Raw genomic sequence first — 25,692 nt, forward strand, 5'->3', positions numbered from 1 at the left:
CATCAGCCGCGTGGCGAGTTCGGTGATCGGCATGACGGTCTTCGACCCCTTGCCGGCTTCGGCCATCGGCTTGCCCAGCTTGGCCGCCTGCGCTGCCAGCTTCTGGTCGTATGGGATCAAAAAATCGATCTTGCGCTCGATCGAGCCCTCGAAATCCTTGCGCGCGATTTCCAGCGCGCCCTGCGGCACGCGGTTGGCCACCACGACGACGTTGGTCTGCGGGGCGTTCGACTTGAGCCACGACAGGATGCGGATCGTATCGCGCGCCGCCGCCAGCGTCAGTTCGGTGACGACGACCGCGGTCTGGATGTCGCTGATCAGATGCGGGTGCTGGACCAGCATGCCGCGCGGCAGATCGACGACGGTGCATTCGAACGCAGCGCGCATCTCTTCCTGCAACTGATAGAAGGCCGATCCATCGGTCATCATCGGCGAGTTGATCGGCGCTTCGGCCGACAACACCGCGAGCCGCTCGCTGGCCTTGACCATCGCGCGTTCGATGAAGAGTCCGTCGATGCGGCTGGGATTCTCGATCGCGTCGGTCAGGCCGCGGCCCGGCTCGAGGTCGAGCGCCAGCGCGCCGGTGCCGAAATGGACGTCGAGGTCGAGCAAAGCCGTGGTACGGCCGCCCTTTTCGCTCATCAGCCACGCGACCGAGGTCGCCACCGTCGAGGCGCCGGCGCCGCCGCGGGTGCCGATGATCGCGGTCGCGCAATGCGGACGATCGACCGACCCTTCAGCGAGCTTCGGCGCGTTGAGGATCGCTTGCGCGTTGCCGAACGCTTCGCGCAACATGTCGGCGGTCAGCGGCTTGAGCAGATAGTCCTGGATCCCGCTCGCGGTCAGGTCGCGGTACAGGCGGACGTCGTTGACCTGGCCCGCCGCGATCACGACGGTGCCCGGCTCGCAGACCTCGGCCAGTGCGTTGATGTCGTTGAGCGGATCGCCGCTTTCCGAAAGATCGACGAACAGCACTTGCGGGCTCGCGGAGACCGACAGCGACTGGACCGCATTGCGCAGCCCGCCCTTGTTGACCTTCTCGGCCGACCACCCCAATTCGCTGGCGATCGGACGCAACGCCTCGGCGGTCGTCTCGTCGCAGACATAGGCGACGAAGGGCTCGCGATGTGCGACGCCTGCGGGTTTCCACGGCGCGTTCATCTTATTTGCCTCCAGTCGATTCGGTTTTGATGACGGTGCCGCCGGCACCGGTCGGCGTGGCCTTGCGATAGGTGTCGATCGCGCGGCCCGACGTCCTGGCGTCGAACGTGTCGGTGCCCGGCTGGCCACGCACCAGGTCGAGCGGATCGGCGACCATCGCCGCCAGATTGGCCTGGGTGGCGCAGCCGTAATTGGACGTTGTGCTGGCTTCGAATTCATCCTGGCCGCTGCGGCTGAAATCCGGGCAGCCCGGGACGCGGGCGGCTGTGCGGCTGACCACCACGCGCGCCATGCCGGCGGTGATCGGTGCGGGCGTGATCGGCGCGCGATCGTCGATCAGGATGCCGTAGCGCGCGGCGATCGCGGCGACCTGGCCGGTCGCGGCACCACCGCCACGGTTGGGATCGTCGACCGAGACATGGTCGCCGTAGTGCAGGCGCATCGTCGCCAGCCAGCCGGCGACGCGGTCGGCCTCGCCGGGGGCAAGGCCGCCGGGGGTGGTCTGCACGTCGAACGTATAATCGGTGCGGCTGACGACCGGCTGATAGACGGTGTCGACGCCGCGATTGAGCGTGCCGCAACCGCCCAGCATCAAGGCCGGGGCCGAGAAAGCGGCGAACAGGATCTTGCGCATGATGGGATGTCCCTCGCTGGCGTCGTTCACTGGCTGAACCCGGGCGTCGGCGAACCGGCGTCCTTCTTCGATTTCTTGGGCAACACGGCCTTGCCCTCGTCGCGCTTGGCTTCGGGGACGGGGCCGTTGTTGACGGGAGCGACCGGCACCGGCGCGTTGGCGCCGAGCGACGGGCCGGCGACGTTCGGCGTCGCCATGCTCGGCTTGGCGCGATCGCCACCCTGGACGCCGCCGCCCAGCTTGCCCATGAACACGCGACCGAGGTCGGTCGGTGCCTGATAGCCGTCGGTCGGCAGCACGATCTCGTTCGCATTGACCGGCTTCACCAGATACGGCGTAACGACGATCATCAGCTCGGTTTCGTTGCGTTGCCATCCGGTGGAACGGAACAGCGCCCCCAGGATCGGCACGTTGCCCAGCCCCGGGGTCTTGTCGATCTTGTTGTTGGTCGAATTGGAGATCAGCCCGCCGATCACCATCGACTGGCCCGACCCTAGCTCGACCGTGGTTTCCGCACGGCGCGTGCTGAGACCGGGGATGATATTGCCGCCGATCGTGACCGAACCGGCCGATGTCAGCTCGGACACTTCCGGCCGAACGCGCAAGGAGATGCGACCGTCGGACAACACCGTGGGGGTGTAGGCCAGGCTGACGCCATATTGCTTGAACTCGACCGTTACCGCGCCAAGCCCGGTGCTGAGCGGGATCGGAATTTCGCCGCCGACCAGGAAGCTGGCGGTTTCGCCCGACAGCGCCGACAAATTGGGCTGCGCCAGCGTCACGACCTGGCCGTTGGATTCACCGAGATCGAGCGCGCCCAGGATATCGAGCCCGAACAGCCGGCCCAGCCCGCCGATCGTCGTGCTCTGCGCACCCTTCTGGACCGCCGTGCCCGGCGCCTGGATGAACTGGCCGGTATTGGGATCGCGCGTGTAGCCGGTGACCGTCCCCAACCCGACGCCGAGCGGCAGGTTGGGATCGTTGGTAAAGGTGGTCGCGGGGCTACGCCCGTTCGCGATACCGAACTTGAACCCGCCGGTGCCGTCGAGCGTGGTGAGATTGGACCCGATATTCTTGGCGAAGCTCTTGGTCACCTCCGCGATCTTGACCTGCAGGTTGACCTGCAGCGGAGTAGCCGTCCTGATCCGGCTGATGACCTTGGTCTTGTCGCCGACGAATGCCTGGACCAGGCTCTGCGCTTCCTGCGCGTCGTCCGGGCTCATCACGGTGCCGGTCAGCAGCACGACGCCGTTCATCGTGTAGCTGGTGAGCTGCGCCTCGGGCATTGCGAGCTTGAGCATCTGGTTGATCGAGCTGAAATTGTCGCCGACGCGGATCGTCGCGGAGAACACCACTTGCCCGGTCTTGGTCGTGGCCGAGACGGTGGTCTCACCGCCCAGCTTGCCGAACACGTAGATCTGGGTCGGCGAGCGGACCTGAACGTCGGCGATCGTCGGGTTGGCGACGAACACGTCGCTGATCGGACGCGCCAGCGTGATCAGCCGGCCCTGGTTGGTGTCGACCTCGACCACGCGGGCGGAGGCCGATTGAGCGGGCGCGGCGGCGGGCGTGGCGGCGCCGGTGGCGGCGATCGCCAGCGCGGCGGCCATCGGCCAGCCAGCCCTGTTGAGACGGTTCAACATCAGTTCTTCCCCCCGACCGGCATTTCGGTCACGCTATTCCCGCGGGCGATGCGCACCGTCGGGCCAACATTCGCGGGGACTCCCCCCGGATATCCGCCGCCGCTGCCGCCCGAGCGGGCATAGGGCGACTCGCTCTTGCCGGGCACGGTGCGGCGCTGGAAGCGCGACACGTCGGCACCCGTGGCAAAGGTCGTCTTGTTCGCGGTCGGCTGGTTCGAAGCGGCGTCCAGCATGGCCTTTTCGGCCTTGGGATCCTTGCCGTTCGGCACCTGAATGCTGCCGTCGGCGATCGCCGCGTCGAGCTCGCTCGCGCTGTCGGCCAGCGGGCGCAGCACGACCGACAGGTCGCCGAGCGCACGCGCCACCGAAATCTTCTCCGCGATCGACGGCGTCGCCTCGATCGTCACCATCGAGATGTTCTTGACCACGGTCTTGCCCTGGTCGTCGACGTCGGTGGTGGTGCGCTGGTCGGTCGCCAGCACGCGCAAATTCTTCATGATCGTCTCGGCGACGCTGAGCGGCGGGCCATCGCCGCCGCCGGGCACCTTTTGCGTGAGCATGATGTCGATGCGGTCGCCCGGGAACACGAAGCCCGCGACCGAATTCTTGTTTTCGACCGGGAAGGTCACCGCGCGCATGCCGGGCGTCAGCGCTGCGGCCAGGAAGCCGCGGTCGCCGGGCTTGACCAGCGACCCCTGGGTCAGCGGCTGACCGGCGGTGATCACGTTGCGGACGACGGTGCCCTGCAGCGTCTTGGGATCGAACCCGTCCTTCTTCACGAAATACGCACCCTCGACCAATTCCTTGGGCCAGGGCTGATATTTGAAGCTCGTGGCGTCGAGGATCGTTCCGACCGGCAACGCCTTGGTCGCGACCAGCACTTCGGTGCCCGTGACCGTCGGCGGCGCCATTTGGGCGCTCGCCGCCGGCGCGCTCGATCCGGCGATCAGGCTGCGCGCCATGAACGCGGTGATGGCGGCGACGACCAGCGCCCCCACCAGCAAAATGATCTTGCGACTATCCATGTCGTTCATGCCCCTTTGCCGGCCGACTGGCCGGTTGACCCACCGTTAATCTACGTAAACTGGTTAAATATTGGTTCACTCAGCGCGATCATCGACGCCATGGCGATCGCGACCCCGTACGGCGTCTCGACAGCCCCCGGCGCTTTCCTGCGCCAATGGTCGAGCATCATGATCAGCGTGAGCGCGCCGCCGATGACCGACATGATCACCAGCATGCTCAGCAGCGCCTGTCCCGGCAGCCACAAAGCGAGCGCGCCGATCATCTTGACGTCCCCGCCGCCCATCCACCCGAAGTGGAACGCGCCGACGAACACCGCGAACACGCCGACCGCGATGGCGAGCTGGATTGCGGCGTCGCTCCAGCCATAGCCCTGAACATACCACCAGGCCGGCGCCATCAGCGCGATCGCGGCGTTCTTCCAATTGGCGATCTCACGGGTACGCGCGTCCTCGATCCCTGCGGAAAGCAGGATCAGGACAAGCGCCGCAACGAGCGCGTAAGACAGAAAACCCCAGCCCATCGGACCATAGCCCTAGACGCGAGGGCTTTCCAAAAAGTAACCAGCGGGATGACTTCCGCAGAAAACATCCGCCGCGCCTATCCGCCCGGCAGCGAAATCTCGATGTGGACCGCCCCCGACGGCTGGCAATTGCGCCGGTTCGACTGGCCGTCGGCGGCGGCCAAACCGCGCGGATCGATCCTGTTTCAGGCCGGGCGCGGCGACTTGTTCGAAAAATATCTCGAGACGTTCCATCACTGGCACGACCAGGGCTGGTCGATCAGCTCGTTCGATTGGCGCGGGCAAGGCGGGTCCGGGCGCCTGTCCGACGATCCGCATGTCGGCGATATCGACCGGTTCGGCACCTACCTCGCCGATTTCGGTGCATTCTGGAAAATCTGGGCACCGACCGCGCCAACGCCGCACGTGACGATTGGGCATTCGATGGGCGGTCATCTGATCTGCCGCGCGCTCGCCAAGAGCCTGGCCGAGCCCGCCGCCGCGGTGCTCGTCGCGCCGATGATGGGGGTGCATGCGCCGATCAGTTCTGGGTTTGGCGAATGGCTCGCCAATTTCGCGATGAACAGGGGCGACCCGAAGCGGCGCGCGTGGAAGGGGAACGAACGCCCGGCGACGATGGGCAGCCGCCAGTCGCTGCTGACGCACGACGACGATCGCTATGCCGACGAGCCGTGGTGGTGGCAGGCCCACCCCGAACTCCAGCTCGGCCCGCCGAGCTGGCGCTGGGTGGTGCGGGCGTTCGAATCGACTCGGCGGCTTCGGCTGAGCCGGCGGGTCAAGCTGATGAAGGTGCCCGTGCTGATGCTGGTGGCGGACGCCGACAAATTGGTTCGCGCGCAGGACGAATTGTCGGTTGCCGGCAACATTCCCGATTGCCGCGTCGTCCGCTTCGGCGCCGAATCGGCACATGAAATCCTGCGCGAGGTCGATGACGTCCGTAATCGCGCGCTTGGCGAGATCGACATTTTCCTCTCGGCGCGCGCGCAGCAATGAATTTCGACATCGCCATCATCGGCGCCGGGATCGCGGGTGCGAGCCTTGCCGCCGAGGTTGCACCGCATGCCAGCGTGCTGGTCCTCGAGGCCGAGGATGTCGCGGGCTATCACGCCACCGGGCGCTCCGCCGCATTCTGGGAGGAGACGTACGGCGGGCCCGCCGTCCAGCCGCTGTCCGCAGCATCGCGCGGGTTGTTGGACGCTGCAGGATTCCTGCAACCCCTGGGGTCGCTCCATATCGGACGCGAGGAAGAGCGGGAGCTGATCGACGGCATGCTGGCGCAGTTCGCGGGCACCGGGGTCGATCTGTCGCCGGTCGATCCGCGCGAGCGCATCGCCGGGCTGCGGCCCGAGTGGAACCTGGCGGTGTGGGAGCCGAGTTGCGCCTATATCGACGTCGCCGCGCTGCACGCTCAGGCGCTGTCGCGGGCTAAAAAAGCCGGGGCCGCGTTGGTACTCGACGCCGCGCTGACCAGCGCGACGCGCACCGATGGCGTGTGGCGGCTGGAGACCAAGGCCGGAGCGTACCAAGCCAAAATACTGGTCAACGCGGCGGGCGCGTGGGTCGATCGGGTCGCGGCGATGGCCGGCGTCGCGCCGATCGGGATCGCCCCGTTTCGCCGCACCTTGGTCCAGCTCCGCGTCGATCCGCCGGTGCCCGACGATGCGCCGCACGTCGCGCATATCGGCGGCGACTTCTACTTCAAGCCGGAGGCGGGCGGGCGGCTGTGGCTCAGCCCGCACGACGAAATCCCCAGCGATCCCGGTGACGTCCAGCCCGAGGAACTCGATATCGCGATCGCGATCGATCGGCTCGAACACGCGGTCGACTGGCGGATCGAGCGGGTCGAACGAAGCTGGGCGGGATTGCGCAGCTTCGCACCCGACCGCTTGCCGGTCTATGGCTTCGATAACGCGGTGCCGGGCTTCTTCTGGTGCGCGGGGCAGGGCGGGTTCGGCATCCAGACCGCGCCCGCCGCGTCGCTGGTTGCCGCCTCGCTATTGCTCGGCACAACGCCCGATCCGCTCGTCGCGGGAATTGATCGGGACCGTTATTCGCCCGCACGGTTTCGCTAGCAGGGCCGGTTCGGGACCGCTAACATGGATCAGTCTATCAGAGGGAGGGTTCCGATGGCGTACACGTTCGAAATCTACAAGGACAAGGCCGAGGAGTTCCGAGTCCGCTTCAAGTATAACAGCACAATCATGTTCTCGACCGAGGGCTATTCGAGCAAGGCCAACGCGCAGAACGCGATCGATTCGATCAAGGAAAACGGCCCCGGGGCTGAGGTCGTCGATAACGCCTAAGCGGTTTTGCGCGCGGCGTCCGCCGCGTCGCTCGCCAGCCGGTCGGCCCGCTCGTTGTCGGGGTGACCGGCATGGCCCTTCACCCAGACCCATTCGACGCGGTGCGGCGCCGCGGCGTCGATCAGCGCCTGCCATAGTTCGGCATTCTTGACCGGTTTCTTGTCAGCGGTGCGCCAGCCGTTCTTGCGCCAGCCGTGGATCCATTTGGTCAGCCCGTCCATCACGTAACGGCTGTCGGTCGACAGCGTCACGCGGCACGGGCGGGTGAGCGCGTTGAGCCCCTCGATCGCCGCTTTCAGCTCCATGCGGTTGTTGGTGGTGAGCGTTTCGCCGCCCGACAATTCCTTCTCGCGCGACCCCTTGCGGATCAGCACGCCCCAGCCGCCCGGCCCGGGATTGCCCTTGCAGGCGCCGTCGGTGGCGATCTCGACATGGGCGAGTTCGGTCATGCGAAGATGCCGGGGTTGGCCGCGTAGAAATCGAGCCGGTTGAGGTACGCGATCGGGTCCTTGCGCGTGACCAGCGCGTCGGACGGCGTGTATAGCCAGTCCCACGCGCGGGTGAGCAGGAAGCGCAACGCGCCACTGCGCGCGAGCAACGGCATGGCGGCCCGTTCGGCCCCGGACAACGGACGGACACTTTCATACCCGGCGATCAGCGCGTCACCTGCCGCTCCATCGTAAGCCGCGCCCGACACGTCAAACGCCCAGGCGCCGTGCATCACCGCCAAATCCCAAGCGAGCATGCCTCTCGCGGCGAAATAGAAATCGATCAGCCCCGTAACGTGGTCGCCGATCATCAGCACGTTGTCGGGAAACAGATCGCCGTGAACGATCCCGGCGGGAAGCGTGGCGTCGATCGCAGCGATGGCGTAGATTTCGTCGGCCACGCGCGCGTTCAAGCCGGGTCGGATCGCCTCGAAATCGAAACCCTCACGTGCAGCGAAGGCTGCGAGGGCATGTGGCGCAAAGTCATTCTCTCGACCGCGGTCAAAATCGGCGAGCGCGACATGCATCTCGGCCAACGCCGCGCCTGCGGCGTGGGCCTGCGCCGGGGTCGGATGCGACAGCGAGACGCCGGGCAGAAACTCGATCAAGCAAGCGGGGCGCTCCTCCAGCGTCTGAATCGCTACGCCGGCTCGATCGGGCAGCATCCGCGGTACCAGACAGCCCTTCGCCGAGAGATGATCGAGCAACGCGATAAAGAACGGCAAGTCGCCAGCCGCGACGCGCTTTTCGTAGAGAGTCAGGAAAAAGCGGCCCTGGGTCGTATCGACCATGTAATTGGAATTCTCGACGCCCTCGGCGATGCCCTTGGCGGATACCAGGTCGCCGACATCGTAGCGCGTCAGGAAATCCCCCAGCGCTTCGGCCGAAACGTGCGTGTAGACCGCCAAGGCTCAGGCGGCCGCTTCGAGCCCGTGGGGGAGCTTGAACGCGATGTTCTCCCGCGTCGTCTCGACTTCGCGTTCGCGGACATCGAAACGCTCGGAAAGGCGATCGACCAGTTCGCGCACCAACTGCTCGGGTGCCGATGCTCCCGCGGTCAGGCCCAGCGCACCGACGCCTTCGAGAAAATCCCAATCGAGATCGGCGGCGCGCTGGATCAGCCGCGCGGGCACGCCCTGACGCTCGGCCACCTCGACCAGCCGCAAGGAATTGGAGGAATTGGGCGCGCCGATCACCAGGACGGCGTCGCAGGATGAGGCGATCGCCTTGACCGCGGCCTGACGGTTGGAGGTGGCGTAACAGATGTCCTCGCCGCGCGGCGCCTGGATCGTCGGAAATTTCGCGTGAAGCGCGGCAACCATTTCGGCAGTGTCGTCGACCGACAATGTGGTCTGAGTCAGGAACGATAGATTGTCCGCGTCCGTCGGCATGAGAGCGGCGACATCGGCGACCGTTTCCACCAGCGTCATCGATCCTTCGGGCACTTGGCCGAACGTGCCGATCACCTCGGGATGCCCGGCATGGCCGATGAACACGATGTGTTTGCCCATCGCGACGAGCCGCTCGGCCTGGCGGTGGACCTTGCTGACCAGCGGGCAGGTGGCGTCGAGATAGGACAGCCCGCGTTCGGCCGCCTTGGTCGGCACGGCCTTGGGCACGCCGTGTGCGGAGAACACGACGGGGACGCCATCGGGCACTTGGTCGAGTTCCTCGACGAAGATCGCGCCTTGCGCCTTCAGCGTGTCGACGACGAACTTGTTGTGGACGATCTCGTGCCGGACATAGACCGGCGCGCCGTATTTCTCGATCGCCAGTTCGACGATTCGGATCGCGCGATCGACGCCCGCGCAGAATCCGCGCGGCGCCGCGATCAGCAATTCGAGGACAGGTTTGGAGACGGTCGCCATAGCTCGCGAGCCTCTACGCGATTGCTTGCGTGAGGCAAAGGTGGTTCCTATGGAGTGATCGGCCCCGTTCCCGCGTTGAAGAAGGTTCTCTCGCCCGTGTCATTCCGCATCCTCGCCGCCCCGATCGCCCTCGCGCTGATTCTGGGCGGTTGCGCCAGCAAGGGCGACCTCGATATTTCGGAGGCCGGCGCCGGCGTCACCGCGATCCGCACCGCCTGCCCGACCGTCGGCGTGCCCGCGGGGACCGGCGACGTGACGTTGTTCGACCCTGCGACCAGCCGCGATTCGACCGCGATCGACGTAGTCGCCGCGATGACCGACGTGCGATCGACCTGCGGCGATGCGGGCGCGGATGTCATTACCGATGTGACTTTCCAGGTGCTCGCGCGCCGCGCCAGTGCCGCCGGGCCGCGCGACGTGACGCTGCCCTATTTTATCACCGTCGTGCAGGGCGGCAGTGCGGTGGTCGCCAAGCGCGTCGGCCGCGTGGTGGTGCATTTCGACGCCGGCCAGACTCGCGCCTCGGTCAATGGTTCGGCCCGCGCTAGCGTCGCGCGTGCCGCGGCGACGCTGCCCGACGACGTCCGGCGCCGCATCACCGAGAAGCGCAAGGGCGGCAGCGAGGCGGCGGCGGTCGATCCGCTGACCGCGCCCGATGTCCGCGCCGCAGTGCTCCGTGCGAGCTTCGAGGCGCTGGTCGGCTTCCAGCTGACCGACGATCAGCTCAAATATAACGCCACGCGCTAAGTCGCGTTGACTCGGTCAACGTGCCACGTCACAGCGAACTCAGTCGCTGACAGCGCGGGAGAGTGTGAGGGAGACCTCAACGCCGAAGGAGCAACCGCCCCGGAATCTCTCAGGCAAACGGACCGCGTTTTGTCGATAGCGACGCTCTGGAAAGAGTCCGGTTCGCCCGGACCACCGAAGGTGTAACCCCGGGATTCGGGGGAAAGCTCTCAGGTTCCGTGACAGAGGGGGCGGCGGATATTCGGCTCGATCGAGCCGTTGTCACGCCGTCATCTGTTGTGGAGACCGGGCCTTGAGCGACACCGACCTTGCCAACGATTATGTCGAAGTAGAGCTGGAAACGCTCCCGCTCGATGCATGGCACCGCGCCAAAGGCGGCCGGATAGTGCCGTTCGCGGGCTATCACATGCCGGTCCAGTACGAAGGCATCATGGCCGAGCATCTGTGGGTGCGCGAATCGGCCGGGCTGTTCGACGTGTCGCACATGGGCCAGTTGCTGATATCGGGCGACGGGCTGGACGACGCGCTCGAGGCGCTGATTCCCGCCGACGTGAAGGGCGTGCAACTCGGGCAGCAGAAATACTCGCTGCTCCTCGCCGACAATGGCGGGATCCTCGACGATCTGATGTTCTCGCGTTGGCCGGGCGGCATCTACATGGTGGTCAACGGCGCGGTGAAATATGACGATCTGGCGCATTTGCGCGAGCATCTGCCCGACGAGATCACGATCAATCATCTCGACGATCGCGCGCTATTGGCGCTGCAGGGGCCGAAGGCGTTCGAGGTGCTCAAACGCCACACGACGGGCAAATGGCCGCTCGATGCGCTGGTGTTCATGCGCGGGGGGCAGTTCGAGATTGCCGGGGTCGAGGCGTATGTCAGCCGCTCGGGCTATACCGGCGAGGACGGGTTCGAGATTTCGATCCCCGCCGATGCCGCCGAAAAGATCGCCGACCTGCTGTGCGGCGAACCCGAGGTGAAGCCGATCGGCCTGGGCGCGCGCGATTCGCTCCGGCTCGAGGCGGACTTGCCGCTGTACGGCCACGATCTCGATCCCGAGACGACGCCGATCATGGCCGCGCTCAACTTCGCGGTCGCGAGCAAGCGCCGCCGCGAGGAAGCCAATTATCCGGGCGCGGCACGTATCCTGCTAGAGCGCGAGCAAGGCGCGGTGTCGAAGCGCGTGGGCCTGCTAGTCGAAGGCCGCCAGCCGGTGCGCGAGGGCGCCGCGGTGCTCGACGCCGACGGGTCCGAGGTCGGCAAGGTCACCTCGGGCGGGTTCGCCCCGACGCTCGGCGCGCCGATCGCGATGGCGTACGTCCCCGCCGCGATGGCCGAGGTCGGGAGCAAGATACAGCTCAACCAGCGCGGCAAGGTCCATGAAGCGACCGTCGCCGCGATGCCATTCGTCCCCCACCGCTATGTCAGAGGAGCGAAGTAAGATGCGCTATTTCACCGAAGATCATGAATGGGTCGATGTCGACGGCGATATCGGCACGGTCGGCATCACCGATTACGCGCAGGGCCAGCTCGGCGACATCGTGTTCGTCGACGTCCCCGAAGAAGGTAAGACCGTGACCAAGGGCGACGAGGCCGCGGTGGTCGAATCGGTCAAGGCGGCGTCGGACGTCTATTCGCCGGTGTCGGGGACGGTGATTGAGGGCAATGCCGATCTCGCCGACAATCCCGGCCTGGTGAACGAGGACGCCGATGGCGACGGCTGGTTCTTCAAGCTGACCTTGAGCGATCCGGATGAGCTGAACGAGCTGATGGATGAATCGAAGTACGAGGCGTTCGTCGCGAAGCTGTGATCCGGTCAGTAACCCTTATCGCTGCTTCCGCTCTGTTAGGCGCCGCTGAGGACGCGGCAGCGCCGCTCGTCCGTGTGGCGCAAATCGTGAAGAATTGCGATTCGTACCGGGGCAAAACGGTGCGCGCTGCCGGATATCTGGATGACTGTGCCGATAATGATTGCCAACTCTTTGCCGACAAAAAGGCCATCGGCATCTCCGCTGATGCTTGGAAGGCGGTACGTAATGCTAAGCGGGACAGTGCGGAGTGGCCGAAAGCCTGGAATCGGCTCGCAGCGGTAGCGCCGATCGGCATCGGATACGACGAAACGTTCGATCGTAAAGCTGCTTCACTACAGCACAGCTACGTCGTCATAACCGGCCGGGTGTCCAAGGACAGCTGCACCGGCTTCGCGACTGGCACGGACCGCGCGTTTGGGATCGATCCTATCGACATCCGCCCTTGGACGCCTGCGGACGGCGCACCGGCCAACATGCAATGAGAACGAATAAATGCGCTACCTCCCTCTGACCCAGCCCGACCGCGAGGCGATGCTCGCCGTGATTGGTGCGTCCTCGATCGACGATCTGTTCGCCGATGTGCCCGCAATCGCGCAACTCGACGGGCCGATCCACGACTTGCCGATGCACGCCAGCGAGCTGGCGGTCGAGCGTCACATGACTAAGCTCGCCAGGAAGAACCTCGCGGCGGGCGAGGCGCCGTTCTTCCTCGGCTGCGGGGCGTACCGGCATCACGTCCCGGCGTCGGTCGATCACTTGATCCAACGCGGCGAGTTCCTGACCGCGTACACGCCGTACCAGCCCGAAATCGCGCAGGGCACGCTGCAGATGCTGTTCGAGTTCCAGACGCAGGTCGCGCGGCTGCTCGGCACCGACGTCGCCAACGCGTCGATGTACGACGGGTCGACCGCGTGCTGGGAAGCGATCGGCATGGCGCGGCGCATCACCAAGCGCGGCAAGGCGATCCTGTCTTCAGGGCTGCACCCGCATTACGTTTCGGTAGCCAAAACCATGGCGAAGTACACCGGCGACCAGCTCGAAACCTCGCTACCGTCGCTCACGGCCGACACCGATATCGAAAGCCTGATCGCAAGCATCGATGACGATACGTCGTGCGTCGTGGTGCAATATCCCGACATTCTCGGCCGCATCGCCGACCTGACGCCGCTGGCCGATGCGTGCCACGCTAAGAAGGCGTTGCTGATCGCGGTTGTGACCGAGCCCGTCGCGCTCGGCGCGCTCAAGTCACCCGGCGAGATGGATGCCGATATCGTCGTGGGCGAAGGCCAGTCGATTGGCGTCGGGCTGCAATTCGGCGGGCCGTATGTCGGCCTGATGGGGTGCAAGGACAAATATATCCGCCAAATGCCAGGGCGGTTCTGCGGCGAGACGATCGACGCGGAGGGCAAGCGCGGCTTCGTGCTGACGCTGTCGACGCGCGAGCAGCATATCCGGCGCGAGAAGGCGACGTCGAATATCTGTACCAACTCAGGGCTGTGTGCGCTGGCCTTCTCGATCCATATGACGTTGCTGGGCGAGGCGGGGTTACGCGCGCTGGCCGAGACCAACCATGCCGGCGCGGTCGCCGCGGCCGAGCGGCTGGTGCAGGTCCCGGGGGTCGTGCTGGTCAACGACAGCTTCTTCAACGAATTCACGCTCAAGCTGTCGAAGGAAGCGCGGCCGGTCGTGCGCGACCTTGCCGATAACGGCATCCTCGCCGGCGTGTCGCTCGGGCGGCTGTATCCGGGGGCGGACGGGCTCGCCAACGGGCTGGTCGTCGCGGTGACCGAAACCACGACGGCGGAGGATGTCGACACCTTCGCGTCCGCGCTGCAGGAGGCGCTGGCATGAGCAACCCGAACCAGAGCGGCTGGCGCCCCGAAATGACGCCTGAGCGGCGCAGCAGCGATGCGACCTTCACCGGCAATCGCGCGCTGATGCTCGAAGAGCCGCTGATCTTCGAGATCGGATCGACGCAGACGACCGGCGTCGAAGTCGCCGAACCTGCCAAGGTTGCCTCGAAGCTCGGCAATCTTGCACGGTCCGCGCCGATCGGCCTCCCCGGCCTCAGCGAACCCGAAACCGTCCGCCACTACACGCGCCTGTCGCGCCAGAATTACGCGATCGACCTCGGGCTGTTCCCGCTTGGATCGTGCACGATGAAGCACAACCCGCGGCTTAACGAGAAGATGGCGCGGCTACCCGGCTTTGCCGACGTTCATCCGCTCCAGCCGACCGACACCGTGCAGGGCGCGTTCGAGGTGATCCATCAGCTCGCGCACTGGCTGGTCACGCTGACTGGCATGCATTCGGTGGCGATGAGCCCCAAGGCTGGCGCGCATGGCGAATTGTGCGGCATCCTCGCGATCAAGGCCGCGCTGGAAGCGAAGGGCGAGGGACACCGCAACGTTATCCTGGTGCCTGAGAGCGCCCACGGGACGAACCCCGCGACGGCGGCGTTTGCCGGCTATTCGGTCGAGGACATTCCCGCGACCACCGACGGCCGGGTCGATGTCGCAGCGCTGACCGCGCGGCTCGGCCCCGACGTGGCGGGGGTGATGATCACCAACCCCAATACCTGCGGGCTGTTCGAGCGCGAGATGCGGACGATTTCCGATGCCGTCCATGCGGTCGGCGGCTTCGTCTACTGCGATGGTGCGAACTTCAACGCGATCGTCGGGCGAGTCCGCCCCGGCGATCTCGGCATCGATGCGATGCACATCAATTTGCACAAGACCTTCTCGACCCCGCACGGCGGCGGCGGACCGGGGGCGGGGCCGGTGGTGTTCTCCGAAGCCTTGACGCCGTTCGCGCCGTTGCCGTTCGTCGAAAAGCAAGGCGAACATTTCGCGCTGGTCGAGGAAGAGAATGCGGGCGAGCATCACGCGCAGAGCTTCGGCCGGATGGTCGCGTTCAACGGCCAGATGGGCATGTTCACCCGCGCCCTTACTTACATTCTCAGCCATGGCGCCGACGGTCTGCGCCAGGTCGCCGAGGATTCGGTACTCAACGCCAATTACATCCTGCGCAGCCTGGAGAACACGCTCGACGCGCCGTTCGCGCATTCGGGCCCGTGCATGCACGAGGCGATCTTCAGCGACGACGGGCTGCCCGAGGGGTTCTCGACGATCGACATCGCCAAGGGGCTGATCGACGAGGGCTATCACCCGATGACGATGTACTTCCCGCTCGTCGTCCACGGCGCGATGCTGGTCGAGCCGACCGAGACCGAGAGCAAGGCCGCGCTCGACCAGTTCATCGGCGCGCTGCGCTCGGTCGCGGAGCGGGCCAAAGCGGGCGACGAAAGCCTCAAGTCCGCGCCGCACTTCGCCCCGCGCCGCCGCCTCGACGAGACGCTGGCGGCGAGGAAGCCGGTATTGGTGTGGAAGGATCCCGAAATGGCGGAGGCGGCGGAATAGGGCTGTGCCGGGGTGAGTTGGTCCGCTATTACAGCGCGGTATTGGTTTCGGGAGGGCGCGTGAGTCAGGCGGACATCTATCGGTACGCCACCATGGCGGCTGTCTTTATCGTGATCTTCGGGCTGCGCGCCCGGCGGATGTCGCAGCTGCGGCCATTGAAGCTCGAACGGCTGTGGATCGTGCCGGCGATCTATCTCGTGATCGCGGTCATCAACATATTCTTCCGACCGCCGGCCTTCGCCTTTACGCCTCCGACCGCGAGCGCGTGGCTTGCCTTGGCGATCGCGCTGGTCGTCGGCGCGGCGATCGGGTGGCAGCGCGGGCGAATGATGCAGATTCATGTCGATCCCGAAACGCACGCGCTCAATCAGAAGGGCTCGCCGCTCGCGATCCTGTTCCTGCTCGCGATCATTGCGGTAAAGATGATCGCGCAGGGCGAGGGGCGGGCGCTGGGTTTCGACGTAGCGCTGGTCACCGACGCGGCGTTCGCGTTCGGGCTGGGCCTGTTCACGATGACGCGCGTCGAGATGTATCTGCGCGCGAAGCGGATGCTCGAAGAAGCGCGGGGCGGGCGGATGGCCTAGTCTGCGATCGCTTCGCTGACTTGCGGGTGCCGCGCGACGCGGCGTTCGCGCCAGACGATGTAGAGCCCGCTCGCGATGATCACCGGCGCGCCGATCCAGGTCCACGGCGTCGGCAGCATGCCGAACAGCGCGTAGCCGTAGAGCGTCGCCCAGATCAGGCTCGAATAATCCATCGGCATCACCGCGGAAACCGGGGCGTGCTTGAGCGCGGCGGTGAACGCGATTTGCCCCAGCCCGCCGAACAATCCCATCGCCGCGAGGATCGCGAAGGTGCCGACGTCGTGGCTAAGCGCGAAGAACGGATAGAGCAGCACGAGCGGGATCATCGACAGCGTCGAGAACCAGAACACCGTCGTCACCGGCCGGTCTACCTTGCCGATCTGACGCAGCTGGATAGCGACGATCGCGACGAACACCGACGACGTCAGTCCGACCGCGGCGCCCGCCAACGGGACGTGCCCGCTGCCCGGCTGCGTCACGATCAGCACGCCGGCAAACCCGGCGGCGACCGCGCCCCAGCGGTGCCAACCGGTCGGCTCCTTGAGCACCAGAGCGCCCAGGATCGTCGCGAAGATCGGGACGGTGAAAGCGAGCGTGGTCGCCTCGGCCAGCGGCAGCAGCAGCACCGCGCCGAAGTTGAACGCCATCCCGGTGACGCCGATCGTCGCGCGGATCGCTTGCCCGCGAAACGCATTCGACCGGATCGCGCCGAGGCTACGGTCGGTGATCGCCATGTAGCCGAGCACCACCGGAATCGCCGCACCCTGCCGCCAGAACATGATCTCGACCAGCGTCGCCCCGCGCGCCTCGGCCAGCTTGATCAGCGCCGACAAAGTCGCGAGCAACAGCACCGCGAGCAACCGCATCGCGATGCCGAGCATGACGCGATCACCGTCGGCCGCCTTCTGCCCATCATGCTGAACTTGTTTCAGCATCCATGCGCGCCCCCTACCGCACGTACGACGCCAATGGAGGCACATGGACCCTGAAACAAGTTCAGGGTGACGGATTTCCTCAATGCGGTTATCCGCCTCCCATGATCAAGCACGCCCTATCCGTCACGCGCGCCGACGACTTTGCGCAATGGTATCAGACCGTCATCGCCGAGGCCGATATGGCCGAAGAGAGTGGGGTGCGCGGGTGCATGGTGATCCGGCCGTGGGGGTACGGGATCTGGGAGCGCATCCAGCGGCTGCTCGACGATCGCATCAAGGCGACCGGGCACGAGAATTGCTATTTCCCGCTGTTCATTCCGCTGTCGAATTTCGAGAAGGAAGCCGAGCATGTCGACGGCTTCGCCAAGGAAATGGCGGTCGTCACGCACCATCGGCTGATCCCCGACGGCAAGGGTAAGTTGATCCCCGATCCGTCCGCCAAGCTTGAAGAGCCGCTGGTCATCCGTCCCACTAGCGAGACGGTGATCGGCACCGCGTTCGCGCGCTGGGTGCAGTCTTGGCGCGATCTCCCCGTGCTGATCAACCAATGGGCGAACGTCGTGCGCTGGGAGATGCGCACGCGGATGTTCCTGCGCACCGCGGAATTCCTGTGGCAGGAGGGGCATACCGCGCACGCTTCCGAAGCCGAGGCGCGCGAAGAGACGCTCAGGATGCTCGAAGTCTATCGCAGCTTCGCCGAAGAATGCGTCGCGATTCCCGTGGTGGCGGGCGAAAAGCCCGAGAACGAGCGCTTCCCCGGCGCGGTCGAGACCTGGTCGATCGAGGCGATGATGCAGGACGGCAAGGCGCTCCAGGCCGGCACCTCGCATTTCCTCGGCACCAATTTCGCGCACGCGCAGGACATCAAGTTCCAGAACGCGAACGGCGAGCTGGAGTTCGCCAACACGACGAGCTGGGGCGTGTCGACGCGGATGATCGGCGGGCTGATCATGGTGCATGGCGACGACGACGGCTTGCGCGTGCCGCCGCGGCTCGCGCCGTGGCAGGTAGTGATCGTGCCGATGCTACGCGACAATGACGAGGACGCGGCGATCGTCGACTATTGCAAGGGGTTGCAGGGCGAGCTTGCCAAGCTGTCGGCGTGCGGTGAGCCGGTGCGCGCGCTGCTCGACCTCAAGGCGGCGAAGTCGACCACCAAGCGCTGGGGCTGGATCAAGAAGGGCGCGCCGATCGTGATCGAGGTCGGCGGGCGCGACGTCGCGGGCGGCAACGTGTCGGTGATCCGCCGCGACCGGCTGTACCGCGAGGACGGCAAGCTCGACAGCGCGGTGGTCGCACAGGGCGAGTTCATCGCGGGCGCGGCGGCGGCGCTGGAGGACATCCAGGCCGGGCTGCTCGCCGATGCCAAAGCGCGGCTCGACGCGAACATCGCACGCGACGTGACCGACATGGCGGGGCTGGAGGCGTTCTTCGCCGAGGGGATCAAGAACCCCGGTTGGGTCGAGGCGGGGTGGTCGAAGCCGACCGGTGCCGCGCTCGACAAGGTGGTCGAGACGCTCAAGTCGATGAAGCTGACCTTGCGCAACGTGCCGCAGGGCGCGGCTCCGGCGACCGGCGCCTGCCTGTTCACCGGTGATCCCGCGGTCGAGCGCGTGCTGATCGCGCGAGCCTATTGATGGCTATCTGGTTCGGCGGAACCGCGCCCGACCCGGCGATGCTGACGCAAATGGGCGCAGCGTCGATGCCGGGGCATATTGGGATCGAGTTCACGGAGGTGGGCGACAACTGGCTCGCCGCGCGGATGCCGGTCGATGCCCGCACGCACCAGCCGTTTGGGCGGCTCCATGGCGGCGCCTCGGTCGCGCTGGCCGAGACTGTGGCGTCGGTCGGCGGCGGGATGACGGTCGATCGAGCAACGCATGCGACGGTCGGGATGGAGATCAACGCCAACCATATTCGCCCGGCGATGAGCGGGTACGTCACCGCGGTCGCAACGGCGGAGTCGATCGGCCGCACGACTCAGGTCTGGACGATCCGGATCAGCGACGATGCGGGGAAATTGGTCTGCCTGTCGCGGATCACGTTGGCGGTAATCGCGCGCGGCTGATTCCCGCGAAGGGTTTTCGTTGCCCGCGCGTAATTATTCCGGGTCTCGCTTCTGGAGGGATGCGATGCGGTGGCTATTGTTGATGATGCTGGCGCTTGGGATCGCATTGCAGCTGCCCGCCAGTGCGCCGGCGGCGGGCGACGATTCGTTGCAATCCATGTCGCTGACCGTTGGTGGCGCGCAACGCGACTATAAACTGTTCGTGCCGCCCGGACGAACGTCGATGCCGCTGGTCATCGCGCTGCATGGCGGCGGCGGTAACGGTGCGCAACTCACGCGGTCTGCTGCGCTGATCGAGAAAGCGCGGGCGGCGGGGTTCATCCTCGCGCTGCCCGAAGGCACCGCGCGGATCGGCAAGTTGCAGACGTGGAACGCGGGCGGTTGCTGTGCCTATGCGATGCGGCAGAAGATCGACGATATCGGCTTCATCCGCGCGCTGATCGACGAGCAAATCCGCGGCGGTCGAGTCGATCCCAAGCGTATCTATGTCGTTGGCATGTCGAACGGCGGGATGATGACGCACCGCGTCGCGATTGCGCTGGGCGACCGCATCGCGGCGGCGACGGTGTTCGTCGGCGCGCTGTTCGGCGATGAGCCCACGCCCGTCGCGCCAGTGCCGATGTTGATCGTCAACGCCGCGAACGACCAGAACGTGCCCGTCGCGGGCGGGATCGGCCCGAAGGCGGTGAGCGGCGCGCAATCGAGTTCTTACAGGCCTTCGCTATACGCTGCGACCTGGTGGGCGAGCGCCAATCGCTGCACCGCGAGTCCCGCGACGAGCGAGACCGCCGATTACATCCGCCAGCACTGGACCGGCTGCGCGCGCGGCGCCGACGTCGATTTCTACGTGATCAAGGATGCCGAACATGGCTGGCCCGGCGGGACAATCGGCCGGCCCGGCGTGACGCGGTCGACCGGGCGGGTCAACGGCACCGATCTGATGTGGGCGTTCTTCGCCGCGCACCGCCGCTAAGGTCAGGCGATTCTCAACGTCAGCGCGCGCATCACCGCGCGCTCGATCGGAGTGTCGAAACGGCACCCGACCATCCCGTCGAGGCACCACACCACCGTCGCCGCGATCGGCATTCGCCCGTCAAAGCGGAGCCACAACCGCTCACCTTCCTTCGCCGCAACGCCCGCCGCGATCCGGCAGCCATAGGTGGAAAGATCGTGTAGTAGCGCCTCGATCGGCGTCTTGCCGTGTCGGCGCACGCTGGCGCGCGTAAACGACAGCTTGAGTCGCGGTTCCGCACGTTGCTCGATCGATGCGGGTTCGACCCGCCGATATTGCGAAAACCTTGTTGCCACGTGCGGCCCCCGGTGTGCCCCAGCCGGCAGTGATGCAGTGCCGGGGTTAAGGAGACGCTAAAGCGTGTTTTTCCGGTAGGTTGCGCCGACATGCGCTTCTCCGCGCTCCTCGGCGAGCTTCGCCTGGCGGTGGCGCTCGGCATAGCCGGCGCGCGCCGCGTCGTCGCGCGTGCCGTGACAGGCGGGGCAGCTTACGCCCTCCTCGTAGAGCGGCGACGCGCGGTCGGCGGGGCTGACTGGCATGCGGCAGCCGCGGCATAGCTCGTGCGTCCCGGGCGCGAGACCGTGCCCGACCGCGACGCGCTCGTCGAACACGAAGCATTCGCCGTGCCAGCGGCTGTCGGTGGCAGGGACTTCCTCAAGATATTTGAGGATGCCGCCCTGCAAGTGATGCACCTGCTCGATGCCTTCGGCTTTGAGCAGCGCGGTCGCCTTCTCGCAACGGATGCCGCCGGTGCAGAACATCGCGACGCGCGGCGCGGCGGCGATTTGGTCGCGGTGGTCGCGAAACCAGGCGGGGAAGTCGCTGAAGCTCTCGGTGTGCGGATCGACCGCGCCGGCGAAGCTGCCGACGCGCACTTCGTAATCGTTGCGCGAGTCGATGACGAGCGTGCCGGGCTGGTCGATGAGCGCGTTCCAGTCGGCGGGCGCGACATAGCTGCCGACGCCGCCGAGCGGATCGACGGGCTCCCCCATCGTCACGATCTCGCGCTTCAGCCGGACCTTGAGGCGGTGGAACGGCATCGTCTCGGCGATCGAGAATTTGACCTCCAGATCGGCGCAATCGGGGAGCGTACGGATATGCGCGAGGACGCGGTCGATGCCGTCGGGCGGTCCCGCGATCGTGCCGTTGATCCCCTCGGTCGCGAGAAGCAGCGTGCCCCTGACGCCCTCCGCCGCGCACAGATCGAGCAGCGGCCCGCGCAACGCGGGCGGATCGGGGAATCGGGCGAAGCGGTAGAGCGCGGCGATGCGGATCATTTGTTGCTTAACACCAAGTTCCGTCCGCTAGTGACGCGAACCATCTGCATTTCTTCGGGTCGCTGTGGTTTCCATGCGCACACTCGGAAATCGCCGTAGACCCAATAATCGTAGTAGGATGATTCGGCCGGTTTAGAATCCCATTTTGTTCGAACGTTGCGCGGCAAATGGCGGTACCGATCAAACGTATCGTCCAGTCCTTCAACGCCCAAAATTCGTCTCGTCCCAACAACCCAGATGCGCATGTCTGGTGTGCCGTTGGTGTACATCAATCGGCCATGTACTGTTCGGCAAAGACGCGGTGGCGGGCGGGTATCCCGGGTCGGCCCGGACCACGCCGACATCAACGGGAATATTGCGGCGATCATCGGCCTTCCTTTTCCGTCAACGCGTCCCACGCCTTTTCAAACGCCGCACGCTGATCGGCGGTCAGGTGCAGCCCTACCTTGCTGCGCCGCTCGAGCGCGTCGGCGGCGGTTTTCGCCCATTCGTGGTCGCGCATCCAGCGCGCTTCGATTTCGGTCAGCCCGCCGCCCAGATCCTTGCCCATCGCCGCTTCGTCGGAGACGCTTTCCAGCATCTCGCCGAGCATTGTCCCGTAAGCGTGAGTCATCCGCGCCGAACGCTCGTCGCCGAGGAACGGCAAGCTCGCCCGCACCCGTGCAAGATACGCATCGAAATCGTCGATCGCGCCGCCGGGGAAGACGCGCGCCCGCGTCACCGGGTGAGCAGCGATCCCGAGCGCGCGGGCGAGCTTGCCGAGCGCTTCCTCGGCCAGGTGCCGCCCGGTGGTGATCTTGCCGCCAAACACGCTGAGCAGCGGCGGGCCGCTGGTGTCCAGTTCGAGCACGTAATCGCGCGTCACCGCCTTCGCCTCGCTCGCGCCGTCGTCGTAGAGCGGGCGCACACCCGACCAACTGTGGGTGACGTCGGCGGGGCTGATCTGCCTGACGAAATGGTGGTTCGCGCCCTCGCACAGGTACGCGATCTCTTTCTGGGAGATGACCGCGTCCTCGGGCCGATCGACCGGGATGTCGGTGGTGCCGATCTCGGTCCCGCCCTGCCACGGGATCGCGAAGATGATGCGGCGGTCGGGGAGCTGGAGGATGTAGGCGTGGTCGCCCTCGTACAATTTTGGCACGACGATATGGCTGCCCTTGACCAGCCGCACCCCGGCTTTGCCGCCGATGCCGAGCTTTTCGAGCAGCAAATGCACCCACGGACCCGCCGCGTTGACCAGACCGCGCGCCTCGACCATGCGCCCGTCGGACAAGGTCGCGCGCCATAATCCGTCCTCGCGTCGTGCGTTTTCCAGCGCCACGCCGGCGCAAATCTCAGCGCCGTTTGCCGCTGCATCGACCGCGTTGAGCAGGGTCAGCCGCGAATCGTCGACCTGCGCATCCGAATAAACGAACCCGCTGTCGCCGCCCTTGAGCGGATCGGTATAGTCGCGGTCCGATTTGCGCAGGCCGCGCGAGCGTGGGAGCGACATCTTGCCGCCGAGGAAATCGTAGAGGTACAGCCCGATCCGCACCATCCACCACGGCCGCACCGCATTTTCCTGCGGCAGGACGAAGCGCAGCGGGCGGATGATGTGCGGGGCGGCCTGGACCAATCGCTCGCGCTCGCGCAGCGCCTCGGCGACCAGCCGGAAGTCGTAATATTCGAGGTAGCGCAACCCGCCGTGGATCAGCTTGGTCGAGGCGGATGAGGTATGGCTGGCGAGGTCGTCGCGCTCGACCAGCAGCACCTTTTGCCCGAGCAACGACGCCTCACGCGCGATCGCGCAGCCGTTGATACCGCCGCCGATGATCAGGAGGTCGTAAGGGTCGGCCACATCAACTCCGTCATGCCGGGCTCGTCCCGGCATCCACCGTGCCGCAAGCACCATTGGTTGGGATGTGCGGCACGGTGGACCCCGGCACAAGGCCGGGGTGACGAATTGGTGCTGGTCGCCTAGGGTTGAGCAACATGCCCAAACCAAAACGACAGCCCGGCCTCCCGACCCGTCAGCAGATCATCGATTTCATCACCGCGTCGGACACCCCCGCTGGCAAGCGCGAGATCGCCAAGGCGTTCGGGCTGACCGCGCAGGAAAAGATCGCGCTCAAGGCGCTGCTCAAGGACATGGCCGATGAGGGGCTGATCGACAGCGCCCCCGGCCGCGCGTTCCACAAGATGGGCGGATTGCCCAAGGTGACGGTGCTGCGCGTGTCGGACGTCGATGACGGCGGCAACGTCTGGGCGGTGCCCGAGCGCTGGGACGCCGACGCCGCGCCGATGCCGCGGCTGCGCGTACGCGAGCGGAGCAAAAGATCGGCGCTGGGAATCGGCGACCGCATTCTCGCGCGGACCGAGGAGGCCGGGAACGGCTGGATAGCGCACCCGATGAAGCAGCTCGCCAAGGGCGACGAGCTGATGCTCGGCGTGCTGCGCAAGGAAGGCAACGGCCTGTGGCTCGAAGGCGTCGAGAAGCGCGAACGGCGGCAATATCCGGTGTCCGATGCGGGCGATGCCGAACCCGGCGACCTGGTGCTGGCGGAAAAGGCCGGGCGTCCGCCGCGGATCACCGTGCGCGTAACCGAGCGGCTGGGCGATCCGTTCGCGCCGCGCAGCTTCTCGCTGATCGCCATCCATGAGCACGGGATTCCGGATGCGTTCGTCGACGAGGCGCTCGACGAAGCGGAGCGGGTGGCGAAGCAGCCGCTCGGCGAGGGACGCGAAGACCTGACGCACCTCCCCATCGTCGCGATCGACCCGGCCGACGCGCGCGATCACGACGACGCGGTATGGGCTGCGCCCGACGACGATCCGGGCAATCCCGGCGGCTGGAAGGCGGTCGTCGCGATCGCCGACGTGTCGTTTTACGTCCGTCCCGGATCGGCGATCGACCGCGAGGCGCGGCGGCGGGGCAATTCGGTCTATTTCCCCGACCGAGTCGTGCCGATGCTGCCGGAGATCCTGTCGGCGGAAGTGTGCAGCCTTAAGACCGGTGAGGATCGCGCGGCGCTGGCGTGTCATTTGCAGGTCGGGAAGGACGGGCAGCTCAAGAACTGGCGCTTCACCCGTGCGGTGGTGCGGATCGCCGCCAATATCGCATACGAGGACGCGCAAGCCGCGATCGACGGCACGCTCGACCATCCGCTGACCGAGACCGCGTTGAAGCCACTCTGGGCCTGCTGGCACGCGCTCGCCAAGGCGCGCGATGCGCGTGAACCGCTCGACCTCGACCTGCCCGAACGCCGCGTGGTGCTCGACGAGAAGGGGCGGATCATGTCGGTCGCGCCGCGCGAGCGGCTCGACGCGCACCGGGTGATCGAGGATTACATGATCGCCGCCAACGTCGCGGCGGCGAAGGCACTGGAGGCGAAGAAGGCGCCGGTGATGTACCGCGTCCACGAGCCGCCGAGCCGCGAAAAGCTGATGGGGCTGAAGGATTATCTCGAGACCTACGGCGTCAAGCTCGCGCTGGGGCAAGTGATCCGTTCCGCGACGTTCAACCACATCCTCGACAGGATCGGCGAGGTGGATTTCCGCCCGCAAGTGATGGAGCAAGTGCTGCGCTCGCAAACGCAAGCCTATTACGCCCCCGCAAATCACGGCCATTTCGGGCTTGCACTGGGCAGCTATGCGCATTTCACCTCGCCGATCCGGCGCTACGCCGATCTGCTCGTGCACCGCTCGCTGGTGACGGCCTATAATCTTGGCCCCGGCGGTCTGACCCAAGACGAGGCGGCCGGGATGGAACGCATTGGCGAGGCGATCAGCCGGCTTGAGCGCCGCGCGATGGAGGCCGAGCGCGACACGATCGACCGCTATGTCGCCGCGTATCTCGCCGAGCGCGTTGGCGAATTGTGCGAGGTGCGGATCACCGGGGTCACCAATTTCGGGTTCTTCGCGACGGTCGACGGGATCGGCGGCGACGGGCTGATGCCGGTGCGCGACCTGGGCAGCGAATATTTTCGCTACGACGAAACCGCCAAGAAACTGGTCGGCGAACAATCGGGCGACGAATATAGCATCGGCCGGCGGCTGACGCTGCGGCTCGCCGAATCCAATCCCGTCTCTGGCGCGCTTCGATTCGAAATGCCCGAGGGGAAGCATGCCGCGCCCGGATCGCGCCCACCGCGCGTCTTGCACCGGCGTGGCCGTCCGTCCAACATCCGTCACCAAGGCAAGCGGCGGAAATAGGGGGC

Annotated in this window: 26 protein-coding genes and 2 riboswitches; of the genes, 14 read left to right on the forward strand and 12 right to left on the reverse strand. The window is 66.2% G+C overall.

The window, feature by feature from the left end:
• The 5 genes from JWM94_RS00960 to JWM94_RS00980 form a co-directional block, all read right to left on the reverse strand.
• Positions 1 to 1,161: pilus assembly protein CpaE (locus tag JWM94_RS00960; protein WP_299419936.1), on the reverse strand; the 1,161-nt coding region annotated here is incomplete at its 3' end.
• A 1-nt stretch (position 1,162) separates the two neighbouring features.
• Positions 1,163 to 1,795, reverse strand: coding sequence for a CpaD family pilus assembly protein (locus JWM94_RS00965; protein WP_299419939.1), 633 nt, complete (start codon positions 1,793 to 1,795; stop codon positions 1,163 to 1,165).
• A gap of 26 nt (positions 1,796 to 1,821) precedes the next feature.
• Positions 1,822 to 3,438, reverse strand: coding sequence for a type II and III secretion system protein family protein (locus tag JWM94_RS00970; protein ID WP_299419944.1), 1,617 nt, complete (start codon positions 3,436 to 3,438; stop codon positions 1,822 to 1,824).
• Positions 3,438 to 4,463, reverse strand: a complete 1,026-nt coding sequence (gene cpaB, locus JWM94_RS00975) for a Flp pilus assembly protein CpaB (protein WP_299419947.1) — start codon at positions 4,461 to 4,463, stop codon at positions 3,438 to 3,440. Before cpaB ends, JWM94_RS00970 begins: the two co-directional genes overlap by 1 nt.
• A gap of 50 nt (positions 4,464 to 4,513) precedes the next feature.
• The gene (locus JWM94_RS00980) at positions 4,514 to 4,984 is read right to left on the reverse strand and encodes a prepilin peptidase (protein ID WP_299419951.1); all 471 of its coding nucleotides are present in this window, start codon (positions 4,982 to 4,984) and stop codon (positions 4,514 to 4,516) included.
• 48 nt (positions 4,985 to 5,032) lie between these two features.
• On the opposite strand from JWM94_RS00980, the gene JWM94_RS00985 reads away from it, so the two are divergent.
• The 3 genes from JWM94_RS00985 to JWM94_RS00995 are packed head-to-tail and all read left to right on the forward strand — an operon-like array spanning position 5,033 to position 7,287.
• Positions 5,033 to 5,977, forward strand: a complete 945-nt coding sequence (locus tag JWM94_RS00985; protein WP_299419954.1) for an alpha/beta fold hydrolase — start codon at positions 5,033 to 5,035, stop codon at positions 5,975 to 5,977.
• Positions 5,974 to 7,056, forward strand: a complete 1,083-nt coding sequence (locus JWM94_RS00990) for an FAD-binding oxidoreductase (RefSeq protein WP_299419958.1) — start codon at positions 5,974 to 5,976, stop codon at positions 7,054 to 7,056. The genes JWM94_RS00985 and JWM94_RS00990 overlap by 4 nt, the downstream gene beginning before the upstream one ends.
• Positions 7,057 to 7,110: 54 nt before the next feature.
• Complete coding sequence (locus JWM94_RS00995; RefSeq protein WP_299419961.1) at positions 7,111 to 7,287, forward strand: DUF1508 domain-containing protein; 177 nt, start codon at positions 7,111 to 7,113, stop codon at positions 7,285 to 7,287.
• On the opposite strand, the gene rnhA is transcribed toward JWM94_RS00995, so the two are convergent.
• Genes rnhA through ispH form a run of 3 tightly spaced genes read right to left on the reverse strand, consistent with a single transcriptional unit; the run spans position 7,284 to position 9,643 of the window.
• A complete protein-coding gene (gene rnhA / locus JWM94_RS01000) occupies positions 7,284 to 7,736 on the reverse strand; it encodes a ribonuclease HI (RefSeq protein ID WP_299419965.1) in 453 nt (150 codons plus the stop codon). The two genes, JWM94_RS00995 and rnhA, sit on opposite strands and share 4 nt — an antisense overlap.
• Positions 7,733 to 8,683, reverse strand: a complete 951-nt coding sequence (gene thrB / locus JWM94_RS01005; protein ID WP_299419969.1) for a homoserine kinase — start codon at positions 8,681 to 8,683, stop codon at positions 7,733 to 7,735. The genes rnhA and thrB overlap by 4 nt, the downstream gene beginning before the upstream one ends.
• Before the next feature lie 3 nt (positions 8,684 to 8,686).
• Positions 8,687 to 9,643 (reverse strand): 4-hydroxy-3-methylbut-2-enyl diphosphate reductase, encoded by a 957-nt coding sequence (gene ispH, locus JWM94_RS01010; protein WP_299419974.1) that lies wholly within the window; start codon positions 9,641 to 9,643, stop codon positions 8,687 to 8,689.
• Positions 9,644 to 9,778: 135 nt separating this feature from the next.
• Between ispH and JWM94_RS01015 the strand changes: the two genes are divergently transcribed.
• The 7 genes from JWM94_RS01015 (at position 9,779) to JWM94_RS01045 (ending at position 16,204) form a co-directional block, all read left to right on the forward strand.
• Positions 9,779 to 10,390, forward strand: coding sequence for a hypothetical protein (locus JWM94_RS01015; protein WP_299420091.1), 612 nt, complete (start codon positions 9,779 to 9,781; stop codon positions 10,388 to 10,390).
• Positions 10,391 to 10,435: 45 nt separating this feature from the next.
• Positions 10,436 to 10,525, forward strand: a riboswitch (glycine riboswitch).
• 1 nt (position 10,526) lies between these two features.
• Positions 10,527 to 10,625: riboswitch (glycine riboswitch) on the forward strand.
• 57 nt (positions 10,626 to 10,682) lie between these two features.
• Entirely contained in the window at positions 10,683 to 11,831 is a 1,149-nt protein-coding gene (gene gcvT / locus JWM94_RS01020) for a glycine cleavage system aminomethyltransferase GcvT (RefSeq protein ID WP_299419977.1), read from the forward strand.
• Between the two features lies 1 nt (position 11,832).
• Positions 11,833 to 12,201, forward strand: a complete 369-nt coding sequence (gcvH, locus tag JWM94_RS01025) for a glycine cleavage system protein GcvH (protein WP_299419980.1) — start codon at positions 11,833 to 11,835, stop codon at positions 12,199 to 12,201.
• Positions 12,202 to 12,287: 86 nt separating this feature from the next.
• Positions 12,288 to 12,683 (forward strand): hypothetical protein, encoded by a 396-nt coding sequence (locus tag JWM94_RS01030; protein ID WP_299419983.1) that lies wholly within the window; start codon positions 12,288 to 12,290, stop codon positions 12,681 to 12,683.
• Between the two features lie 10 nt (positions 12,684 to 12,693).
• Entirely contained in the window at positions 12,694 to 14,052 is a 1,359-nt protein-coding gene (gene gcvPA, locus JWM94_RS01035) for an aminomethyl-transferring glycine dehydrogenase subunit GcvPA (RefSeq protein ID WP_299419986.1), read from the forward strand.
• A 32-nt stretch (positions 14,053 to 14,084) separates the two neighbouring features.
• Positions 14,085 to 15,620, forward strand: coding sequence for an aminomethyl-transferring glycine dehydrogenase subunit GcvPB (gene gcvPB, locus JWM94_RS01040; RefSeq protein WP_299420096.1), 1,536 nt, complete (start codon positions 14,085 to 14,087; stop codon positions 15,618 to 15,620).
• Between the two features lie 59 nt (positions 15,621 to 15,679).
• Positions 15,680 to 16,204, forward strand: a complete 525-nt coding sequence (locus JWM94_RS01045) for a CcdC protein domain-containing protein (protein ID WP_299419990.1) — start codon at positions 15,680 to 15,682, stop codon at positions 16,202 to 16,204.
• On the opposite strand, the gene JWM94_RS01050 is transcribed toward JWM94_RS01045, so the two are convergent.
• The gene (locus JWM94_RS01050; RefSeq protein WP_299419994.1) at positions 16,201 to 17,139 is read right to left on the reverse strand and encodes a DMT family transporter; all 939 of its coding nucleotides are present in this window, start codon (positions 17,137 to 17,139) and stop codon (positions 16,201 to 16,203) included. The genes JWM94_RS01045 and JWM94_RS01050 overlap by 4 nt on opposite strands.
• 101 nt (positions 17,140 to 17,240) lie before the next feature.
• Here JWM94_RS01050 and JWM94_RS01055 point away from each other — a divergent pair, with 101 nt between their 5' ends.
• From JWM94_RS01055 to JWM94_RS01065, 3 genes are all read left to right on the forward strand, one after another.
• Positions 17,241 to 18,776 carry an aminoacyl--tRNA ligase-related protein gene (locus tag JWM94_RS01055; RefSeq protein ID WP_299419998.1) on the forward strand — a complete coding sequence of 512 codons (1,536 nt, stop codon included), beginning with the start codon at positions 17,241 to 17,243 and terminating at the stop codon, positions 18,774 to 18,776.
• Complete coding sequence (locus tag JWM94_RS01060) at positions 18,776 to 19,207, forward strand: hotdog fold thioesterase (RefSeq protein ID WP_299420000.1); 432 nt, start codon at positions 18,776 to 18,778, stop codon at positions 19,205 to 19,207. Before JWM94_RS01055 ends, JWM94_RS01060 begins: the two co-directional genes overlap by 1 nt.
• A 64-nt stretch (positions 19,208 to 19,271) precedes the next feature.
• Positions 19,272 to 20,180: a PHB depolymerase family esterase gene (locus tag JWM94_RS01065; RefSeq protein WP_299420003.1), complete on the forward strand. Its 909-nt coding sequence runs from the start codon at positions 19,272 to 19,274 to the stop codon at positions 20,178 to 20,180.
• A gap of 2 nt (positions 20,181 to 20,182) precedes the next feature.
• Here JWM94_RS01065 and JWM94_RS01070 read toward each other — a convergent pair whose 3' ends face one another.
• The 3 genes from JWM94_RS01070 to glpD all read right to left on the reverse strand — a co-directional run bounded on the left by JWM94_RS01070 (position 20,183) and on the right by glpD (position 23,333).
• The gene (locus tag JWM94_RS01070) at positions 20,183 to 20,515 is read right to left on the reverse strand and encodes a PilZ domain-containing protein (RefSeq protein ID WP_299420006.1); all 333 of its coding nucleotides are present in this window, start codon (positions 20,513 to 20,515) and stop codon (positions 20,183 to 20,185) included.
• 57 nt (positions 20,516 to 20,572) lie between these two features.
• Positions 20,573 to 21,496 (reverse strand): rhodanese-related sulfurtransferase, encoded by a 924-nt coding sequence (locus tag JWM94_RS01075; RefSeq protein WP_299420010.1) that lies wholly within the window; start codon positions 21,494 to 21,496, stop codon positions 20,573 to 20,575.
• Positions 21,497 to 21,860: 364 nt separating this feature from the next.
• On the reverse strand, positions 21,861 to 23,333 hold the full coding sequence (gene glpD / locus JWM94_RS01080; RefSeq protein ID WP_299420013.1) for a glycerol-3-phosphate dehydrogenase: 1,473 nt from the start codon (positions 23,331 to 23,333) through the stop codon (positions 21,861 to 21,863).
• 134 nt (positions 23,334 to 23,467) lie between these two features.
• On the opposite strand from glpD, the gene JWM94_RS01085 reads away from it, so the two are divergent.
• Positions 23,468 to 25,687 (forward strand): ribonuclease R family protein, encoded by a 2,220-nt coding sequence (locus JWM94_RS01085; RefSeq protein ID WP_299420017.1) that lies wholly within the window; start codon positions 23,468 to 23,470, stop codon positions 25,685 to 25,687.
• Positions 25,688 to 25,692 lie beyond the last annotated feature (5 nt).

Source organism: Sphingomonas bacterium (genome assembly GCF_028289855.1).
Lineage (GTDB): Bacteria > Pseudomonadota > Alphaproteobacteria > Sphingomonadales > Sphingomonadaceae > Sphingomonas.

What these genes read in the sequence shown, in the direction of transcription:
- JWM94_RS00965 (WP_299419939.1), bottom strand. Translation starts at nt 1,795, where the DNA reads ATGCGCAAGATCCTGTTCGCCGCTTTCTCGGCCCCGGCCTTGATGCTG.
- JWM94_RS00970 (WP_299419944.1), bottom strand. Translation starts at nt 3,438, where the DNA reads ATGTTGAACCGTCTCAACAGGGCTGGCTGGCCGATGGCCGCCGCGCTG.
- cpaB (WP_299419947.1), bottom strand. Translation starts at nt 4,463, where the DNA reads ATGGATAGTCGCAAGATCATTTTGCTGGTGGGGGCGCTGGTCGTCGCC.
- JWM94_RS00980 (WP_299419951.1), bottom strand. Translation starts at nt 4,984, where the DNA reads ATGGGCTGGGGTTTTCTGTCTTACGCGCTCGTTGCGGCGCTTGTCCTG.
- JWM94_RS00985 (WP_299419954.1), top strand. Translation starts at nt 5,033, where the DNA reads ATGACTTCCGCAGAAAACATCCGCCGCGCCTATCCGCCCGGCAGCGAA.
- JWM94_RS00990 (WP_299419958.1), top strand. Translation starts at nt 5,974, where the DNA reads ATGAATTTCGACATCGCCATCATCGGCGCCGGGATCGCGGGTGCGAGC.
- JWM94_RS00995 (WP_299419961.1), top strand. Translation starts at nt 7,111, where the DNA reads ATGGCGTACACGTTCGAAATCTACAAGGACAAGGCCGAGGAGTTCCGA.
- rnhA (WP_299419965.1), bottom strand. Translation starts at nt 7,736, where the DNA reads ATGACCGAACTCGCCCATGTCGAGATCGCCACCGACGGCGCCTGCAAG.
- ispH (WP_299419974.1), bottom strand. Translation starts at nt 9,643, where the DNA reads ATGGCGACCGTCTCCAAACCTGTCCTCGAATTGCTGATCGCGGCGCCG.
- gcvH (WP_299419980.1), top strand. Translation starts at nt 11,833, where the DNA reads ATGCGCTATTTCACCGAAGATCATGAATGGGTCGATGTCGACGGCGAT.
- gcvPA (WP_299419986.1), top strand. Translation starts at nt 12,694, where the DNA reads ATGCGCTACCTCCCTCTGACCCAGCCCGACCGCGAGGCGATGCTCGCC.
- gcvPB (WP_299420096.1), top strand. Translation starts at nt 14,085, where the DNA reads ATGACGCCTGAGCGGCGCAGCAGCGATGCGACCTTCACCGGCAATCGC.
- JWM94_RS01050 (WP_299419994.1), bottom strand. Translation starts at nt 17,139, where the DNA reads ATGCTGAAACAAGTTCAGCATGATGGGCAGAAGGCGGCCGACGGTGAT.
- JWM94_RS01055 (WP_299419998.1), top strand. Translation starts at nt 17,241, where the DNA reads ATGATCAAGCACGCCCTATCCGTCACGCGCGCCGACGACTTTGCGCAA.
- JWM94_RS01060 (WP_299420000.1), top strand. Translation starts at nt 18,776, where the DNA reads ATGGCTATCTGGTTCGGCGGAACCGCGCCCGACCCGGCGATGCTGACG.
- JWM94_RS01065 (WP_299420003.1), top strand. Translation starts at nt 19,272, where the DNA reads ATGCGGTGGCTATTGTTGATGATGCTGGCGCTTGGGATCGCATTGCAG.
- JWM94_RS01075 (WP_299420010.1), bottom strand. Translation starts at nt 21,496, where the DNA reads ATGATCCGCATCGCCGCGCTCTACCGCTTCGCCCGATTCCCCGATCCG.
- JWM94_RS01085 (WP_299420017.1), top strand. Translation starts at nt 23,468, where the DNA reads ATGCCCAAACCAAAACGACAGCCCGGCCTCCCGACCCGTCAGCAGATC.